Genomic DNA, 17,670 nt, shown 5'->3' on the forward strand with positions numbered 1-17,670 from the left:
TGATTTTAGGAGAGGGGAAGGGGGTGAGGTTCGGCTCTGTATTCTACCCAAGTGAAAATCGCTATATTAGAAAATAGTTAGAAAATAAAAATTAATGTTTTAATTCTGGTTTTGCTAGTATTTAAGTATAGTAATAGTAATAAATTTTATGATAATTTCAGTATAAAGCCGTAAGAAATTAGTTGATATTTAATAGGGATTATCTTTCAAATTAGATACATATCAATAATAAATAGGTAATTGTATCAAAAAATAAAGATTGAAAGCAGCGTGTGAAAAATCACTAATCGTTCAAGAATTTATATGGAACGATATTTTTTTTGTTCGCGTCAACATTATTTAAGAAAAGCAATAAAATGGCACTTAATGTATCTACAGGCGGAAATCTTTTTCGCTGTTTCGTTTTCAATATATATTTAGATAGGCATCTAGTCCTATTTTGATTAAAATATTGAAAACTTGACTTGAATATAAATAACGCAGTCAAAAAAATTCTTGAAGAGACTATAACTGTAAAAAGTCGGTTGTAAGTTGATTCAAACTGCCTCGACTTTATTGAAATACTGATGCTAGGAGATGTCATGAAATCATTAGTTCGCTGGGGAACAACTTTAGGTTTAGTAGGGAGTACTCTGCTAGCAACTGCGATCGCCGGAATTGACCCAGTAAATGCATTGCCAGAACAACAAATCAAACAGAAACTGGATAACATCCCAGTATGGTTGATTACCAATCCTCAAGGTTTACCGTTAAGTCGTCCTTTACCCGAACAAAACGGCAAGAAAACTACTGGTTCCGTAACCGGGGTTTACATGAGTCAACAAGAAGCTCAAGCCTTTATCAGCGAATTACAAACTGTAAAAGATAAAGACCCGAAAATTACTCAGATGGTAAAAAGCTTACAAGCGACTCCCGTACCTCTAGGAGTAATTTTTCAGCAGGTGCAAAAAACTAAAAACGAACCGAACCGCTTGTTATTTGCCTTTAAACCCATTGACAAAGAAGTTAAAGGAGCAATGGATTTATTGAAAAAAAATGGCGAGCAGGTGAAACAATTTAGAAGCGTACCTGTTTTTATCGTCAGATTTGCACCAGATAAAAGCTACGTACCAATCAAACTGGGAGACCAAAAAGCAGAACAGGAAGTAGTTCCTTTGTTCTTTAGTATGCAGGATGCTAACAATCTGCTAAACCAAGTAAAGCCAAAATTCCCCAAGGCTGATATTCAGGTAGTAGATGTAGATGGAATACTGAATACTTTACAAGAGAAAAGCGACCCTTGGCTCGATAAAGTGGTGTTTTTCCCGAATCCAGAAGCTAGGCAATATATTCAGAAACTGCCAAAGGAAACCCCTAGCTCAGCACCCGCAAAGAAAAAATAGTACATCTACGGAAAAGATTTAGATTTTAGATTACCCTACGGGAAGACGCTTCCGCGTCAATAAATTTTGGATTGAATTATGAACGATTTCAAGTTAGACGGTTTCAATTAGGTGATAAATCTAAAACAGCCCATCCGTTGTTAAAATCGTAAATCCCGGCATCCTCAAGCCCGTGAATTTATTCATGAAGACAATCCAAAATAGTAAATCTAAAATCGAAAATTAATTAACATGGCGGATAAACAGCAGCTACAAGTATCTGGATTAGAGCTTTCAAAGTGGCGAGATGCTGCGATATCGGCTGCTGTATCCGCTAATGTCTCTATAACCGAAGTAGATTGGCTGTTACAGGAAATAGCTGAATTAGACCGTTTGACGCTGCGTACTGGTTCTTTTAAAGATAGGTCAGAAATTCAGCTAAAATTGCCTTTACAAAAATTATCAACACTTTGGCAACGAAGACTCACCGAAAGTCTTCCAGTCCAGTACATTACAAAAGTTGCTCCTTGGCGACATTTTGATATTAAGGTTTCCCATGATGTCTTAATTCCCAGACCTGAAACCGAATCCTTAATTGACTTAGCGATCGCCGCTACTGCTGACAACCTGATGATGCGACAAGGACATTGGGCGGATTTGGGTACAGGTAGTGGAATAATAGCTTTAGGATTGGCGGATACTTTTAGTGATGCGAAAATCCACGCTGTAGATTTTTCTGCGGAAGCGCTTTCTATGGCTCGTTTAAACGCAGATAATTGCGGTCTCAGAAATCGCATTAAATTCTATCAAGGTTCTTGGTGGGAACCCTTGGATTCCCTGAAAGGAAAATTTAGCGGTATGGTATCCAATCCACCCTATATTCCCACCAGCACCTTACCCGAACTACAGCCGGAAGTATTTAAACACGAACCCCATCTTGCTTTAGATGGTGGGAATGATGGTTTAGAATGCATCCGTCATTTGGTAGAAACTTCATCCGATTATTTAAAACCTGGTGGAATCTGGTTGATTGAAATGATGATGGGACAAGCAGATCGAGTCATGGAAATGCTGCGCGATCGCGGTAGCTATAGCAAAATTGAAATTCATTCCGATTTAGCTGGAATTGAACGCTTTGCACTAGCTTATAGGAGTTAGGAGTTAGGAGTGAGGAGTTAGGAGTTAAAGTATTCCTTATTCCTTACTCCTTATTCCCTATTCCCTATTCCTTATTCCTTATTCCCTATTCCCTATTCCCTATTAATTTATAAATGACAAAGGTTTCTATTGCTGAGTTGGTTGCAGGAGCGAAAGCTGGTAAGGTAATCTGTTTTCCAACAGATACTGTTCCGGCATTGGCAGCTTTACCGGAGAATGCGGCATTAATTTTTACATTAAAACAAAGAGATATAAATAAGCCACTAATACTTATGGCTGCCGACTCAGAGCAGTTATGGGATTTTGTTAAAGGTAGTCAAGAAGAGTATAAAATTTGGCATCAAATTGCGGATAAATACTGGGGCGGAGCTTTAACTTTAGTGTTGCCTGCATCTACGAAAGTGCCGAAAGCGATGAACCCTAGTGACCCGACTACGATTGGGATTAGAGTTCCTCAAAGCGACATTGCTCGCAGCATTTTAGCGCAAACAGGTCCTTTGGCGACTACTAGCGCTAATTTATCGGGACAACCTCCCTTGCAAAATATAGATGAAATTGAAACAGAGTTTCCTAATGTATTAATGGCGACGACAGCATATGATAATAAAGCACCTGCTATAGGTATTCCTTCTACTGTTGCTAAGTGGGATGGGAGAACATGGCGGATTTTGCGTCAAGGTGCGGTTAATTTAGATATTTAATTAGATATTTCAACTTTGAAAAAATATTTAATGGCTATAATTTTGTTTTATGGTTGTTTATAGCCATAGCGCTTTCAAATAATATCCGCAGTAGCAGTACAAAGGTTCTGCAATTTTCCTTCTTAAGAATCAATATAGTTGGGATATATTGCGTTATTAATTTAAGAAAAACTGCGCTCAAAAAATTTTTGAAATTGTAAATAACTCCGTCAAAACTAATTATTGACGGGGTAAAATTTTTAGAAGTAAACAAGTAAAAAACAGCAATTAATCTATTTAATAGATAAGAGTAAATAAGTATTGGGCTTTTATAATCAATTAAAAAGTTAAAATTTAGTAAAAAATCATGGATTTAAATAACTGGGTATATTTTGGAGTCGGATTAGCATTAGGAATGGGTATTTGTCGGTTATTGTTGAGTTCAAAAACTGCAAATAATTCGTCTTTCAGCTTATCAAAAGAAGAAAACAAGCAGGACATTTTAGCACTAACCGAACGAATGAGGGAAATTGAGCTAGCTTACCATATGGCACGGGAAATGAGTCAGTTTAAAGCCGGATTTTTAGCTAGAACTACTCATGTACTGCGATCGCCACTTAATGGTTTGATTGGTTTACATCAATTGATCTTATCGGATTTATGCGAAAACCCAGAAGAAGAGCGAGAATTTATCGGTCAAGCTCACGAACGAGCTTTAAAATTATTAAATATTATTGATGAAATTCTCAATATTGCTAGAGCCGAACATGGCGATCGCAAATTGGATATTCAACTTTGTTCGTTAGATCAAATTTTACAGGAAGTTTATGAATTAACTTATATGCTTGCTGAAAACCGTAACTATCCGTTTGAGGTTTTACAACCAAGCGAAGAAATTCATGTTTCAACCGATCCACGGTGGTTAAAACAAATATTAACAAGTTTAGTAGACACTGCTATTTCTCAAATGGAAGAAGGTAGAATCAATATCTCTGCCAAAGCCGATAATGAGAATAATCTTGTCTATATTTGGCTAGATGTACCCAAAGATGCGATTCCTTATAGCGAACCGATAGACTTAATTGAGTGGGAAGATACAAAAAAAATTGACGAACACAAAAGTAAGTTGCTCCAAGGAGGAATGAAGCTATTACTCAATCAAACTTTACTCGAAGTAATGGGGGGAAAAATCGAAACCGTCTCAATGGAAACAAATAAAGAAAATTCTCGACTGCAAATTTCTATCCCTTTAGGAATTAAGTCATCTGAGTAGCAGCATTAAGACTATCAAGATTAGTCAGATTTGAGTGATTGTATATCACCATTGTCGTGGAGTTATTCTGCTCAAAACCAATTTTTTCGTAAAATTTTTGCTGGTGAGTAGTCATTAAATAAACCCGCTCAACCCGATTCATTCGGGGATGACTCAAAACGGTTTCTACTAGTCTACTACCTAGTCCCGTTCCTCGGAAATCTGGGTGAATGACAACATCCCAAATCGTCGCACGATAAATACCATCGCTTGTTGCTCTCGCAAAACCAATTAATTGCTGTTTATTCCATACAGTAATCACTGGTTCGCTATTTTTTATCGCTTCTGCTAAATCCTCTATATTGCGTTCTTTAGCCCAGAAAGCTCCTAAAGAAAATAATTCTTGCACTTGTAAAAGGTCTATTTCCGATTTTGCAGCGCTAAATAGAATCTGAGAATTATTCATATATTTGGTACCCAGATAAAAGTCGTGTTTTGTAGTTATACCAATCTTGCCGGACTTACGCAAAACCCCCAAAATCAGCAGGGGCTAAGGGAAATAGAAATCTGTAACATCAAATAAACTTTCTAATTGCGTAAGATTTAATTGTATATCACAATACTTATATTTTATTCAAGAAACTATAAAAAAATTAATATACTTAAAAAAACTAGTAGAAAAATAACTAAAAAAGCTTACTTCTCGCAAATCCATTTCCACAAAGGATGAGAAGAACCCCGTTGACGAATACGATGAACTTGTTTTTCCAAACGTTGCTTTTCCTCATCTGGCATACCAACCAAGATATTACGACTTTGCCAAACTAAAACACCAAGAGTCATACCAATACATAAACCGAGTCCGATAGCGGCAAAAGGATGAAATAACAAGCCATACCGTACCGCTACCCAAGTAAAATACTCTCGTAAAAACTCAATTTCTGTACGTAAATTCCATAAGCACAAAGGTGCTAATGTTAGCCATAAAAACACGACTAACAACCATCGACCGTAAACCGTCAGTTTATGCAGTCTTTGTACCTGTCGAGCAAAAGATGAGTCAGATGAAGGTTGCTCTACTTCAGCCATAAGCATGGGGGAGGAATTGGGAGTTAGGAGTTAGGAGTTAGGAGTTAGGAGTTAGGAGTTAGGAGTTAGGAATTAGGAGTTATTAATCTTTAACCTTTGACCTTTGACCTTTGGCTTTTGACCTTTAACCTTTAACCTTTAACCTTTAACCTTTCTTTGACCTAACCGTTAACTGTTAACTGTTCACTGTTACCTGGAGAAGGAGGATTTGATTTTTCTTGACGTTCGCGCCACCAAGTTAGAAGTGTGCTAGCAATAAAAATACTAGAATATGCTCCAGTGATAAAGCCGATAATTAGCGCTAAAGCAAAGTTTTTTAAAGTTTCGCCACCGAATAGAAAAATTGCAACTAATGATAATAGAGTTGTGAATGTAGTATTTAACGACCGTCCCAAAGTTTGATTTACTGCATCGTCTACAACTTCGGTTATGGAACGATCGGGATTTGCTTCGAGAGTTTCGCGGATGCGATCGTAAATAACTACGGTATCGTTGACTGAGAAACCAGTAATGGTAAGTAATGCAACAATAAATAAGCTATCTACTTCTGTACCAAATAGTAATCCGAATATTGAGAAAAATCCAGTTGTCATGATCAGATCGTGGAAAGTCGCGACAATGGCAAAGACTGCATAATCCAACTTAAATCTAAAAGATAAGTAAATTACAATACCAGCAAAAGACACGAGTAAAGCCGTAATTCCAGTATTGAATAGCTGCTTTCCTAAAGTTGGTCCTACAGTATCAATCTGACTTTTCTGCGGGTCAAAAGCACCAATTTCTTTGCTCAAAGCAGCTTGCAACTGAGTACGCTGTTCTACATCCAAAGTTTTCGACCGAATCAATACGCCGTTTTTTTCACCAGTTGTACTATCGGCGATAATTTGAATGCTGCTGTCGGCTAAGCCCTGTGAGGTGACAACTTCTCGGACTTGATTGAGATCGATTAGTCGATCGCAGTTCGACGGCAAACTACAGTCTCGTTCAAACTGCAACCGCGTACCTCCCACAAAATCCAAACTAGGACGTAATGGTGCGCCAATTTGCTGCCAAGAAATCAGCATAGAGATAATGCCAGCTAAAATAATGGCACCAGAAATACTCCACCACAGAGTTCGCGATTTATTAATACTAAGTTTCATTTTGTTGCTACCTCTGCCTTATTTAAAGTTGGCAGGTTGGGACAAAAAAGTTCCGGTTTGCGTATTGATGGAATTGTGATTGCGATAAACATCAACGTGCGGCTACAAGTTACCGCTGTAAACATACTAACTACTACCCCTACGGCCAAAGTTACGGCAAAGCCTTTGACTAAACCAAATCCCAGCCAAAACAGCGCCGCACAGGCAATCAATGTAGTTACATTGCTATCTAAAATACTAGAAAATGCGCGGTAAAAACCAGATTCTACAGAGCGATACAGCGATTTACCCGCTCGCAATTCTTCCCTTGTGCGCTCAAATATTAGTACATTAGCATCAACAGCCATGCCAATACTCAGAACAAATCCAGCGATACCGGGTAAAGTTAAAGTTACACCAAGCAAAGCGAAACAAGCCCAAGTCAAAAGCGCATAAATTATGAGAGCTATATCAGCAATTACTCCTGGTAGTCTGTAATAAACCACCATAAATATTAATACTAAAATCAAACCGCCAACAGCGGCGTAAATACTGCGCTGGATGCTGTCTCTACCCAATGTCGCACCGACTGTACGGTTTTCGACAATTTCGATTGGTACTGGTAGCGAACCACCGCGCAACTGTACGGCTAAATCTTGAGCTTCCTGGGCTGTAAAGTTACCTTCAATTACAGCATTTCCACCGGCAATTCCCGTATTTGCAAATTGCGGGCCTACAGAAGCAGCACTAATTAAATCATTATCAAGAAAAATACCGATAGTGCGTCCCGTACCCGCGAGATTTTTAGTTAATTCCGCGAATAGTTTGCCACCTTCTTGATTAAACTGAAGTGCAGCACTCCAACTGGTACCACCTTGTTGGGGGTCTAAAGGATTGGCATTAACTAAATATTTACCCGTCAGGGGTGTTTCTAAACTTGCAAATAATTCAGCGATCGCCTTTTGATTGTTCTCAAGTTCTTGTTGGTTTTTCTCTATTGCAGCGTTATCTTTACTCGAACGTAACTCGTCTTGTTTGGCTTTAAGTTGCTGACGATTGGCTCGTAAAGCAAAAAGTTGAGTTTCCGTTCCCGGCTTTTGAGTCTTAAACTCTAATTGTGCGGTACCACCCAACACCCGCTCGGCTTGTTCTGGATTACTAACTCCAGGTAGCTGAACCAAAATTTTATCCGTTCCTGCGGTTTGGATTACGGGTTCGGAAACGCCCAGTCCGTTAACTCGATTACTGAGAACCGTTTGCACCGCTTCCAATTCCCGCTCGGTGATCTGCTTAATTTCTGGAGTCGTCTTGACCTGAATAGTCAGTTGCGAACCCCCCCGTAAATCCAGCCCTAAAGGTACCGGAATTGTAACTATTACCGTCACTGCGGCAATTACCAGAAATAGAATCAAGGCTAATAGCGATCGCTGTTTTTGCATACCATCCCCGCTTAATCGCGACAAACGCTATAATAGCGCTTCTTTATCAGTTATGAGTGAAGAGTTATAAATTTTACTGTTTTATAGGGAATTGGGTATTGGGTATTGGGAATTGGGAATTGGGTATTGGGTATTGGGTATTGGGTATTGGGAATTGGGTATTGGGTATTGGGAATTGGGTATTGGGAATTGGGTATTGGGTATTGGGAATTGGGTATTGGGTATTGGGTATTGGGTATTGGGTATTGGGTATTGGGTATTGGTAATTGGTAATTGGTAATTGGTAATTGGTAATTGGTAATTGGGTATTGTAGATAGCGAGCGAGACGCTCGCACTCCTAACTTTTTTTAAACTTTCGCTGCAACCATTTTTTCAACAGCTTCAACGATTTGCTCTGGTTGAACAATCGTTAATTTTTCCAAGTTACCGTTGTAAGGTGTGGGAATATCTTGAGAAGAAAGTCGCAGTACCGGCGCATCTAATTCATCAAACAAGCGTTCGTTGATTGAAGCAATAATTTCTGCTGCTACTCCCCCTGTCTTCATGCATTCTTCAACAATAATTACTCGGTGTGTTTTGCGTATGGATTCACCGATGGTATCAAAGTCTAAGGGTTTTAAAGAAATTAAATCAATAACTTCTGGGTCGAAACCAGATTTCTCTAAGGTTTTCACGGCTTGCATTACGTGATGGCGCATCCGGGAATAAGTAATGATTGTGACATCTTTACCGCTGCGGACAACTTCTGCTTTATTTAATGGCAGTAAATATTCTTCTTCGGGTAAATCTTCTTTTAAATTATAAAGTAGTACGTGTTCAAAGAACAATACCGGATTATTGTCGCGTATAGCTGATTTTAATAGACCTTTGGCATTATAAGGCGTGGATGCGGCAACAATTTTTAATCCCGGAACAGCTTGGAAATAAGCTTCCAAACGCTGGGAATGTTCTGCACCTAGTTGTTTTCCGACTCCACCCGGACCGCGAATTACTAAAGGAATTTTAAAGTTACCACCACTCGTGTAGCGCAACATCCCAGCATTATTAGATATTTGGTTGAAGGCTAGTAGCAAAAAGCCCATATTCATGCCTTCTATGATCGGTCTTAACCCAGTCATTGCAGCACCGATCGCCATTCCCGTAAAACTATTTTCGGCGATCGGTGTATCCAATACTCTCAATTCACCATATTTTTGGTATAGGTCTTTGGTAACTTTGTAGGAACCACCATAGTGTCCGACATCTTCACCAAGTATCATCACGGTTTTATCTCGTGCCATTTCTTCATCAATGGCTTGTTGTAAAGCATTAAAAAATAGTGTTTCTGCCATTAGACCAAAAAGAGAGGAATATTGCTTTAGAATCTTATCGCGTCTCCGTAAAAAATACGGTAAAAATAGTATGAGTTATGCAAAAATATTAAATTACCAATTGTTGTGGCATTAACATCCCGTATTGTTCACAGTGACCCCGACATTCTAGGGTAGCCTAGATCATTCGCTTTCACGAATTACGAATTACGAATTATACTCACGCCTCTACCTGCTAGACTATCGTATTGCTGCTCCGTCTTTTCCATTTAAGTTGACTCGCCCTATGGATTCGATGCCTTTGCCTTCCGTCAATGAAGAATTAGCAGATCTAGAAATTTTTTTGGCAATTCAGGCACGGCAGGTCAAAGCTTTAGACATACTGTACGATCGCTACGGCAGACTCGTATACAGCACGGCAGTTCAGATCCTCAACAACATTGAAGAAGCCGAAGAGGTGACTCAAGAAATATTCCTTCGCCTTTGGCAGCGCAGCGACATCTATCAGCCTTCTAAAGGATCGCTCAGCAGCTTTCTGATCACCATGACTCGATCGCGTTCCATTGATCGAGTACGATCGCGCCAGTCCAGCCAGCGAAAACTTCAGCGATTTCAAACCTTCTCAGAGGGCGCACCAGACTACAATCCCCCGTTAGAATTTGTTACTGTGGAGGAGCGAACTCAGCTAGTCCGTGAGGCGCTTAAACAGCTTTCACCCGCAGACAGACAGCTGCTACAAACCGCCTATTATGACGGACTGAGCCAGTCAGAGATAGCGAAGCGAGACGACATTCCCCTCGGCACAGTCAAATCCCGCGCTCGTCAAGCCCTCAAAAAGCTTCGCGCAGCACTCAACTCTCTCGTTTGATCGCTCCTATGCCAACCTAAACCACTATGATTCGCGACGATGACAACCCCAACCAAACCGATTTAGTAGCAGGCTTTATTCTCGACGATCTGAGTCATGAGGAAGCCGATCGCTTAAATCAGGCGATCGCACAATCCCCTGCGATCGCGAGTGAAATCGAGTCCTTTCGAGAAGCGTTTGCGCTGCTTCCCTACGATATGCCGCTGCTAGAACCCTCCGCTCGCCTCAAGGACAAAATTATTAGTGCGGCGCTTCAGTCAGCAGCCGTCCCTCATCCAGACCCGCCTCCTGCCAATGTTGTTCCCTTCGCCCCAAGTCGCCGCAATTGGAAACAATGGATACCTGCGATTGGCACGAGTATTGCAGCCGGAGCAGTCATAGCGCTGGGGTTAAACCAGGTTCAACTGAGTCGGCAGGTTCAGCAAACGGCTGCCCTTCAACAACAGCTTGAAGCCAAGAATACCGAGCTAAAGCGGCTTCAGAGTGAACTGCAAGCGAATCAAGGAGCGATCGCACGGCTCAGTCAACCGGGTACACAGATATATTCGCTGGTTGGCGCAACCCCAAAAAACAGCCGTCTTGCTACGGCTCGCCTCTTGGCAAAATCGGGCGATCGCACCGTGACGCTCGTTGCTCAAGGGATGCCCAAGCTCTCAGACAATCAAATCTATCGGCTTTGGTCAGTTGCCAAGCCCTCCTCTGCTCCGGTGTACTGCGGACAGTTTCGCCAAGATGACAGCGGTACGGCACAATGGATCGCTCCAAATGCAGCCTGCACGAAGAACCCTTCGCAGTTGCTGATCACGCTGGATGCTCCGACCGATCCAATCACCTCAGCGGGCCCATTAGTGATGCGAAGCAGTTAAGCAATCGAGGTAGTGCAGGCGGGGACATTAGACCCTTCACAAGCGGCGTTTCACGGCTTTGGAATCCAAGCCCTATCGCTAGATTTGCCATGCTCTAGAAATTAGATTAATCCGATTGCATTCTCGCTTCGTAAATTGATCGAGAGCCAAGCTTAGGCTTTGTTCCTGCCCTGATGAGTCACTGACCATCAAGGCGCTGCTCTCAAAAAATACCCTCTCTAATCACCAGAACAGATCGAAGCACGAGTTGAGGAGGGATACGAGTTGAACGCTTATATCAAATCTATTCTCACACCTCAGCAAATGCAGGAGCAGCGAGATGCGCTCAAAGCATCAAGTCCTTGCTCGTCTTTTTTCGTTTTTAATCCGGAACTTTTTCGTGAACTCAGCATCGATGTGGGCGTGCGCCCCGACCTGGATAAAAGGCTGCGAGAAGATACGAATGGCACTACTAACTTTTAAGTAGTCCTTAGAATTCAAGGTCTAGCGCCAGATTTTTTATATTTGAAAAAAAGATCCATCCGATCGCAATCTCGCTTCGTATACCTATTGAAGGCTGCTCGGACTTAGGCATCTTCCTAAGACAAAAGATTCGGCTTTCGTTTTCCCCTTACCTTCCCCAAAGAAAACAATGAAACTCTCCAACTCTTTCAAATTCGCGAACAAATTTGCAGGCATTGCGGCTGCACTGCTACTGATGCCAATCGCCGTAGCTTGCGAAAACCAGAATACTACCACTACGCCAGCCCCCACTACCCAGGCGACTCCATCCACGACCGAAGGCACCGCGCCCGCGCCAAGCCAGACAATTGTGGAGACGGCGATCGCCAACGGTTCCTTCAACACCCTAGTTGCCGCTGTAAAAGCTGCCGATCTGGTCGATACGCTCAATGGGGCAGGACCTTATACCGTGTTTGCTCCGACCGATGAGGCGTTTGCTGCACTCCCTGCCGGGGTGTTGGACAAGCTCTTGCTGCCTAAGAATAAAGCAGTGTTGACCAAGATCCTCACCTACCACGTGGTTGCTGGCAATGTTCCTGCGAGCGCGGTCAAGACAGGGCCGGTGCCCAGCGTTGAGGGTGCAAATTTGAACCTGACGGCCGATGCAGGAAACGTCACTGTGAATGGTGCCAAGGTTGTGCAAGCTGATGTGGCAGCCAGTAACGGCGTTATCCATGTGATTGACGCAGTGCTGCTACCGCCTAATTTGGATCTTTCTACGCTGTAGTAGCTACTAATAGCACCTGTATTCGTGTTCCTTTCAACCCACTTAGCTCGGTTCAACTGTCAAAACGTTTCAGTGTGGGAGGCAATTGTTAAGTACCAGTTAGGTAAGCTACCTCTGCCGGAACCACCCGAAACATATTTACCTAAACAACGCGATCTTCATCAAATTACCAGTCTTACTCTTGATGAAAGCAGTGTAGTTCAACTGGCTAAGCTGCCACCATTGCACCGCGATCCGTTTGATAAAATGCTTATCTGTCAAGCATTACAGAATGGTTTGACTATTGCGACAATAGATGCAGCAGTTCGTGCCTACTCAATCAATGTTGTGTAACAGCGCAGAGCTTATTGGTAGGAATTCGAGGTTATCTGCTGCCGCACAATTTCACCGTTAGACCGCCATCCCTAAAACAGCACTTCTACTTCGACATTACCCCTGCGTCAAGGTAGCAAAAACATCGAATTCATTTGATCAAACTGTAATAACCCTTGTTTGAGCTTGAGATTCTAGCTTAAGTTTGGGAATGACGCGAATTTCCACATCACTACCGAGAGCATTCAAGAATTTAAATAGTCGGTCGGTCGAGAAGCCTGAGAGTTTTCCATTTAACAGAGTAGAGACTTTAGGCTGGTCAATCCCAAGGATCTTTGCTGCTTCAGTTTGAGTTAATCTCTTAGCATCAATCAAGTTACTGATTTGTCGGACAAGTTCCGCTTTAATCAGCAATTCATCAGAGTTTGCAAGTCCTAAATCTGTAAAAACATTACCACTGCTAGATTGCACCTTAATTTCCTCGCTCATCCTCATCCTCCTCTAAACGCTGCTTATAGTACTGATCGTGATGCTCTTTTGCACGCTTTAGGCCTGTCTCAATAAGTTCAATATCTTGCTTGGGAGTCGCAATCCCGTGCTTAGACTTTTTCTGAAAGACATGTAACACATACACAACTTCCTCAAATTTAACGGTGTAGGGGTTGAGATTACAATCGGTTTCATAGCCTTTTACCAAGAAGAATTCCCTATCTCAATTAGAATCCCGTCCAAGTCTCGGACGTAAGCGATCGTTTGTCCCCAAAACATAACTTTGGGTTCTGTATAAGCTACAGCCCCTGCATTAATAGCTTTTGCAAATGCATCTGTCACATTATCTGTAACTAAACAAACTTCAATTCCAGCCGGTAAGTTAGAGGGATTATTTTCCTGAAATCCTTTTGGCAAGTTTGCTTTGACCGCTTCATTCGCAGCAAAATGCAGAGCGGCTCCCTCCATTTCCATTTCGGCAAATAGCCCGTTTTCGTGAATAAACCGCTTCTTGAAGCCAAATGCTTTCTCATAAAACGATCGCCCGAAAAAAACTGGACTGTTGCATCCCTCGCAGAACAGGTACCGATGTCGCGATCGGCATTTGCAGCCAGATTCACCGAACTGGTTGGACAACCGCCCATGCAATATCTGACAACCTGGCGTATGCTCAAAGCAACAGAACTATTACGCGAAAGTCAGTTAGGGCTAAAAAATGTAGCTACTTTAATCGGATACGAGTCAGAAGTATCTTTCAGTAGAGCATTTAAGCGATGGGCTGGCGTTGCTCCTAGTTTTTATCGTCAGGATTACTATGTATCCAAACTATCACCATCTTCTGCTGAATAATCAAAGATTAATCTTTGCTTGACAACAAATAAGCTTAGGAATTGTCACTTCTACAGATTAAAACCGCTATAGTTATAAAATTCGATTCAACAGTAACCTAGAATAAAATCAATACATCCAAAATAGAGAGCGTTGCAATTCTCAACTAGAATCACAACGCTCTGCGATAATTAGTTACCAAAGACCTAACTGTAAGATTTAACGATTGAAATAAATTGAATCTTCTACAGAATTAACTCGATCTACGCTTGCACCGGATTCATTTGTTCCAGAAGCTGCGGAAAGCCGATCCTCTGGGAACCTTCTTGGTCTTCCTGGTTTGCGTTTGTGTCTTTGATTAATTGATTTTTCGCTCGCTTCGGCCAATTCCTCTGGCGTACATTTCAACAAGCGCAACGCATCCCAGTATTTTTTCGGGGTCATAGTTGGTTCGGTTCGCCCCGCTTCCCAGTTGCGAACGCTTGTTTCGCTGATTGCAAGCCTGAACGCCACCTCTGCACGGCTGAGTCCAGCACGTTCTCTCAGGACTTGCATATCCATATCTAAATGCTCCCTTTTTAAAACTCATTAATTGGATTTATTAAATCAATTGACGTATAAAATGCCAATTGAAAATTTTTTGTTAACTATATTATTTTATAGGATAATGTATACCCGTATAGCAATCTGACCATGCTGCAATCTTGTAATATCTTTTAGCTTTAGCAGCTTTTTTCTGTTTTATTTTAATTATTTTAATTAAACTTATATACAAAGATAGATGTTTTAGATCCAGTCATATATATTAAATTGAATTCCTCCGATTTACGCCCATTTATTAGGCGATCAACTTAGCCATGCGACCGATCGCGATGAGACTTTCTTGAGTAAACAGTTTGTAGATACTAAAAATGATTGATGTTTCGATTTATTAATTATTAATTATTAATGTCTCGACGCAAAATTTTACATCGAGACTAATGTTTTCATTTTTGTTAACTAGACGTTTCCACTACTGTGGATTTATCTCAACCATCGAGCTGCATCTTTGGCGTGATAGGTTAAAATCAAATCGGCACCAGCGCGTTTAAAACTCGTTAAAGTTTCAAGTGCTACCCGTTCTTCGTCAATCCAGCCATTGAGGGCTGCGGCTTTAATCATTGAGTATTCGCCGGAAACATTGTAAGCCGCGACTGGTAGATTGCAAGCTTGTTTGACTTGCCAAATTATGTCCATATAAGACAAAGCAGGCTTGACCATTAACATATCGGCACCTTCGGCAATATCTAATTCTATTTCTTTGATGGCTTCGCGGGAGTTTGCGGGGTCCATTTGATAAGTTCTGCGATCGCCAAATTGCGGCGATGAATCGGCCGCATCACGGAATGGCCCATAGTATGAAGAAGCATATTTAGCAGCGTAAGACATAATCGGCGTATCCTGGAAGCCAGCTTCATCCAAACCTACCCGAATAGCCTGCACGAAACCGTCCATCATTCCAGAAGGGGCGATAATATCAGCACCAGCTTTAGCTTGGGATACCGCTGTTTTTTTGAGCAATTCTAAGGTCGGGTCGTTCAAAACTCTACCGCTTAAATCGCCTACCTGTAAATAACCGCAATGACCGTGACTGGTATACTCACACAAACAAGTGTCAGCAATCACAATCAAATCCGGAACTGCTTCCTTAATAGCAGTAGAAGCTTTTTGCACGATACCACAATCATGCCAAGCACCTGTCGCTTCTACGTCTTTGTCTTCAGGAATTCCAAATAAAATAACGCCGGGAATTCCTAATTCGTAAACTTCCTTTGCTTCTTCAACAATTTTGTCAACAGAAAGTTGAAAAACTCCCGGCATCGATTTTACTTCTTTAGCTATCCCTTCACCCGGTACGGCAAATAAAGGATAAATTAAATCGCTGGTGGTTAATACGGTTTCGCGTACCATGCGGCGCAATTGAGGATGGGTACGCAGACGACGAGGACGATGGTTAGGAAACATAGCTTTTATAAACCGGAAAGAAAATTTTTATGGACGCAATTCAAAGCGTCACAAACTGAGAACAAAATTATACTTAGAAAGGGCAAACTACAAACAGCGCTTAACTGTCCAATGCCCTACTGTCTCTCGAAGATGTAGGGCAATTTTGTTTTTTACCGCTAGATGTATATATATCTCAAAAAAGGTAACAAAATCTATGTTGAAAATATTCTTTGAATAACTATAAAAATATACCTAATTAATTATTTTGCTAATGAGTAAACAACCATTTTGTAAATAGATTGTAATAACTCGTAATATTGCTATTAAAAATTAATTAAATTGTTTTTCTAAGAAAATTTGATTAAGTTCGGGAGTAGGGAATAGGGGATTAGGGAATAGGGAGTAGGGAATAGGGAGTAGGGAATAGGGAGTAGGAAGTAGGAAGTAGGGAATAGGGAATAGGGAGTAGGGAATAGGAAGTAGGAAGTAGGGAATAGGGAATTAGGGAATTAGGGAGTAGGGAGTAGGAAGTAGGAAGTAGGGAATAGGGAAGTAGGAAATATATAAAAAATGAATGCACATTTGAAAGTGGCTCGAAAAAGATTATTTTTAAGAAAATAGAAAGGCGTTACGTTGCAAATGTTGCAATGCCAGTAGTACGTAAAGCCACTTAACAAGAAGAGAAAGTGTGAGGAATGTAAGTGAAGCTATTTATGTATCGACCTTATCCAAATAGAGAATTTTGTTAAAAGACTCTAAAGATGAAAGGATAGCGAAAAGGTTTCTCTGAGTCTCCTAAAACGTGAGAAAGCGCCCAAATTGTAAGTCCCCAATGGACGAGAAACCATATACCAAATAAAAATCCGAGCAAACCGAAAGTAACCGTAGCTAATACTCCGATAATTAGTCCACAGAGCCAAACATTAAAATGGAAATTGATGGCTTCTTTGGCATTACTCTTCACAACTGGATCTTCAGTGGTAAAAAGTATAAAAATGGGAACGGCGATAGATACTACCGTAGAGCTAAAGAAAATTGCGCCGTGAGATATTGCTGATAAAAGCTTTCGCTTGTCGGTATCGTACATTTTATCCTCCCTGACATTAGGCTTTTGAATTATATAACGAACCGATTACCTTGATAGTTGTCTTAAGATTAAAAGACTCCTGCTTAATTAGAAAAGTTAAGTTTTAGTTAGAATACAATCAAACAAATACCTTATGTCAACTGAACTTGAGAAAGAAATTTACGAAGAAGTTGAACGTCGTCGCAATTTTGCCATTATTTCTCACCCAGATGCTGGTAAAACCACGCTGACTGAAAAATTACTTTTGTACGGAGGTGCAATTCACGAAGCTGGTTCTGTAAAAGCTCGTCGGGCGCAGAGAAAAGCAACTTCTGACTGGATGGCAATGGAACAGCAGAGGGGTATTTCGATTACCTCAACAGTGTTGCAGTTCGAGTACAAAAATTGCCAAATTAATTTATTAGATACTCCCGGACACCAAGACTTTAGTGAAGATACATATCGGACTCTCAGCGCTGCCGACAATGCGGTAATGTTGATTGACGTAGCCAAAGGTTTGGAACCCCAGACGCGAAAATTATTTGAAGTTTGTAAATTGCGGGGTATTCCAATTTTTACTTTCGTGAATAAACTCGACCGTCCGGGAAGAGAACCA

22 protein-coding genes are annotated in these 17,670 nt (G+C 41.1%); 11 read left to right on the top strand and 11 right to left on the bottom strand.

All coding sequences use genetic code 11. The features are described from left to right. Positions 1-581 precede the first annotated feature (581 nt). The 4 genes from VB797_RS28265 to VB797_RS28280 all read left to right on the top strand — a co-directional run bounded on the left by VB797_RS28265 (position 582) and on the right by VB797_RS28280 (position 4,472). On the top strand, positions 582-1,382 hold the full coding sequence (locus tag VB797_RS28265; protein ID WP_323241092.1) for a Tic22 family protein: 801 nt from the start codon (positions 582-584) through the stop codon (positions 1,380-1,382). A 231-nt stretch (positions 1,383-1,613) separates the two neighbouring features. Then, positions 1,614-2,519 carry a peptide chain release factor N(5)-glutamine methyltransferase gene (gene prmC / locus VB797_RS28270; RefSeq protein WP_323241093.1) on the top strand — a complete coding sequence of 302 codons (906 nt, stop codon included), beginning with the start codon at positions 1,614-1,616 and terminating at the stop codon, positions 2,517-2,519. Between the two features lie 113 nt (positions 2,520-2,632). Further along, positions 2,633-3,220, top strand: a complete 588-nt coding sequence (locus tag VB797_RS28275) for an L-threonylcarbamoyladenylate synthase (protein WP_323241094.1) — start codon at positions 2,633-2,635, stop codon at positions 3,218-3,220. Positions 3,221-3,566: 346 nt separating this feature from the next. Further along, positions 3,567-4,472 (top strand): HAMP domain-containing sensor histidine kinase, encoded by a 906-nt coding sequence (locus tag VB797_RS28280; RefSeq protein ID WP_323241095.1) that lies wholly within the window; start codon positions 3,567-3,569, stop codon positions 4,470-4,472. On the opposite strand, the gene VB797_RS28285 is transcribed toward VB797_RS28280, so the two are convergent. The 5 genes from VB797_RS28285 to VB797_RS28305 all read right to left on the bottom strand — a co-directional run bounded on the left by VB797_RS28285 (position 4,456) and on the right by VB797_RS28305 (position 9,432). After that, positions 4,456-4,917: a GNAT family N-acetyltransferase gene (locus tag VB797_RS28285; RefSeq protein WP_323241096.1), complete on the bottom strand. Its 462-nt coding sequence runs from the start codon at positions 4,915-4,917 to the stop codon at positions 4,456-4,458. The genes VB797_RS28280 and VB797_RS28285 overlap by 17 nt on opposite strands. A 230-nt stretch (positions 4,918-5,147) precedes the next feature. After that, positions 5,148-5,540, bottom strand: a complete 393-nt coding sequence (locus VB797_RS28290) for a hypothetical protein (protein ID WP_323241097.1) — start codon at positions 5,538-5,540, stop codon at positions 5,148-5,150. 161 nt (positions 5,541-5,701) lie between these two features. Then, entirely contained in the window at positions 5,702-6,682 is a 981-nt protein-coding gene (gene secF, locus VB797_RS28295) for a protein translocase subunit SecF (protein WP_323241098.1), read from the bottom strand. Further along, positions 6,679-8,100, bottom strand: a complete 1,422-nt coding sequence (gene secD / locus VB797_RS28300) for a protein translocase subunit SecD (RefSeq protein WP_323241099.1) — start codon at positions 8,098-8,100, stop codon at positions 6,679-6,681. The genes secF and secD overlap by 4 nt, the downstream gene beginning before the upstream one ends. Before the next feature lie 348 nt (positions 8,101-8,448). Beyond that, on the bottom strand, positions 8,449-9,432 hold the full coding sequence (locus tag VB797_RS28305; protein WP_323241100.1) for an alpha-ketoacid dehydrogenase subunit beta: 984 nt from the start codon (positions 9,430-9,432) through the stop codon (positions 8,449-8,451). Positions 9,433-9,697: 265 nt separating this feature from the next. Here VB797_RS28305 and VB797_RS28310 point away from each other — a divergent pair, with 265 nt between their 5' ends. The 5 genes from VB797_RS28310 (at position 9,698) to VB797_RS28330 (ending at position 12,706) form a co-directional block, all read left to right on the top strand. Next, a complete protein-coding gene (locus VB797_RS28310; RefSeq protein ID WP_323241101.1) occupies positions 9,698-10,279 on the top strand; it encodes a sigma-70 family RNA polymerase sigma factor in 582 nt (193 codons plus the stop codon). A gap of 26 nt (positions 10,280-10,305) precedes the next feature. Then, on the top strand, positions 10,306-11,145 hold the full coding sequence (locus VB797_RS28315; protein WP_323241102.1) for an anti-sigma factor: 840 nt from the start codon (positions 10,306-10,308) through the stop codon (positions 11,143-11,145). Positions 11,146-11,409: 264 nt separating this feature from the next. Then, the gene (locus VB797_RS28320) at positions 11,410-11,607 is read left to right on the top strand and encodes a hypothetical protein (protein WP_323241103.1); all 198 of its coding nucleotides are present in this window, start codon (positions 11,410-11,412) and stop codon (positions 11,605-11,607) included. 169 nt (positions 11,608-11,776) lie between these two features. Next, a complete protein-coding gene (locus VB797_RS28325; protein WP_323241104.1) occupies positions 11,777-12,373 on the top strand; it encodes a fasciclin domain-containing protein in 597 nt (198 codons plus the stop codon). Positions 12,374-12,445: 72 nt separating this feature from the next. Continuing rightward, complete coding sequence (locus VB797_RS28330; protein WP_323241105.1) at positions 12,446-12,706, top strand: type II toxin-antitoxin system VapC family toxin; 261 nt, start codon at positions 12,446-12,448, stop codon at positions 12,704-12,706. 138 nt (positions 12,707-12,844) lie between these two features. On the opposite strand, the gene VB797_RS28335 is transcribed toward VB797_RS28330, so the two are convergent. Genes VB797_RS28335 through VB797_RS28345 form a run of 3 tightly spaced genes read right to left on the bottom strand, consistent with a single transcriptional unit; the run spans position 12,845 to position 13,756 of the window. Further along, positions 12,845-13,174: a helix-turn-helix transcriptional regulator gene (locus VB797_RS28335; RefSeq protein ID WP_323241106.1), complete on the bottom strand. Its 330-nt coding sequence runs from the start codon at positions 13,172-13,174 to the stop codon at positions 12,845-12,847. Then, positions 13,158-13,382, bottom strand: a complete 225-nt coding sequence (locus tag VB797_RS28340; protein ID WP_323241107.1) for a type II toxin-antitoxin system RelE/ParE family toxin — start codon at positions 13,380-13,382, stop codon at positions 13,158-13,160. Before VB797_RS28340 ends, VB797_RS28335 begins: the two co-directional genes overlap by 17 nt. Then, positions 13,376-13,756, bottom strand: a complete 381-nt coding sequence (locus tag VB797_RS28345) for a VOC family protein (protein ID WP_323241115.1) — start codon at positions 13,754-13,756, stop codon at positions 13,376-13,378. The genes VB797_RS28340 and VB797_RS28345 overlap by 7 nt, the downstream gene beginning before the upstream one ends. Between VB797_RS28345 and VB797_RS28350 the strand changes: the two genes are divergently transcribed. Beyond that, positions 13,670-14,023 (top strand): helix-turn-helix transcriptional regulator, encoded by a 354-nt coding sequence (locus VB797_RS28350; protein WP_323241108.1) that lies wholly within the window; start codon positions 13,670-13,672, stop codon positions 14,021-14,023. The two genes, VB797_RS28345 and VB797_RS28350, sit on opposite strands and share 87 nt — an antisense overlap. 198 nt (positions 14,024-14,221) lie before the next feature. Here the strand turns inward: VB797_RS28350 and VB797_RS28355 are convergent, their stop codons facing one another. The 3 genes from VB797_RS28355 to VB797_RS28365 form a co-directional block, all read right to left on the bottom strand. Continuing rightward, complete coding sequence (locus tag VB797_RS28355) at positions 14,222-14,563, bottom strand: helix-turn-helix transcriptional regulator (protein WP_323241109.1); 342 nt, start codon at positions 14,561-14,563, stop codon at positions 14,222-14,224. Between the two features lie 462 nt (positions 14,564-15,025). Further along, positions 15,026-16,006: a porphobilinogen synthase gene (gene hemB, locus VB797_RS28360; RefSeq protein WP_323241110.1), complete on the bottom strand. Its 981-nt coding sequence runs from the start codon at positions 16,004-16,006 to the stop codon at positions 15,026-15,028. Between the two features lie 727 nt (positions 16,007-16,733). Then, positions 16,734-17,075, bottom strand: a complete 342-nt coding sequence (locus tag VB797_RS28365; RefSeq protein WP_323241111.1) for a DUF4870 domain-containing protein — start codon at positions 17,073-17,075, stop codon at positions 16,734-16,736. Positions 17,076-17,208: 133 nt separating this feature from the next. Here VB797_RS28365 and VB797_RS28370 point away from each other — a divergent pair. Next, on the top strand, positions 17,209-17,670 hold a 462-nt coding region (locus tag VB797_RS28370; protein WP_323241112.1), incomplete at its 3' end, for a GTP-binding protein.

Origin of the sequence: Rivularia sp. UHCC 0363, assembly GCF_034931125.1 — a bacterium.
Lineage (GTDB): Bacteria > Cyanobacteriota > Cyanobacteriia > Cyanobacteriales > Nostocaceae > Rivularia.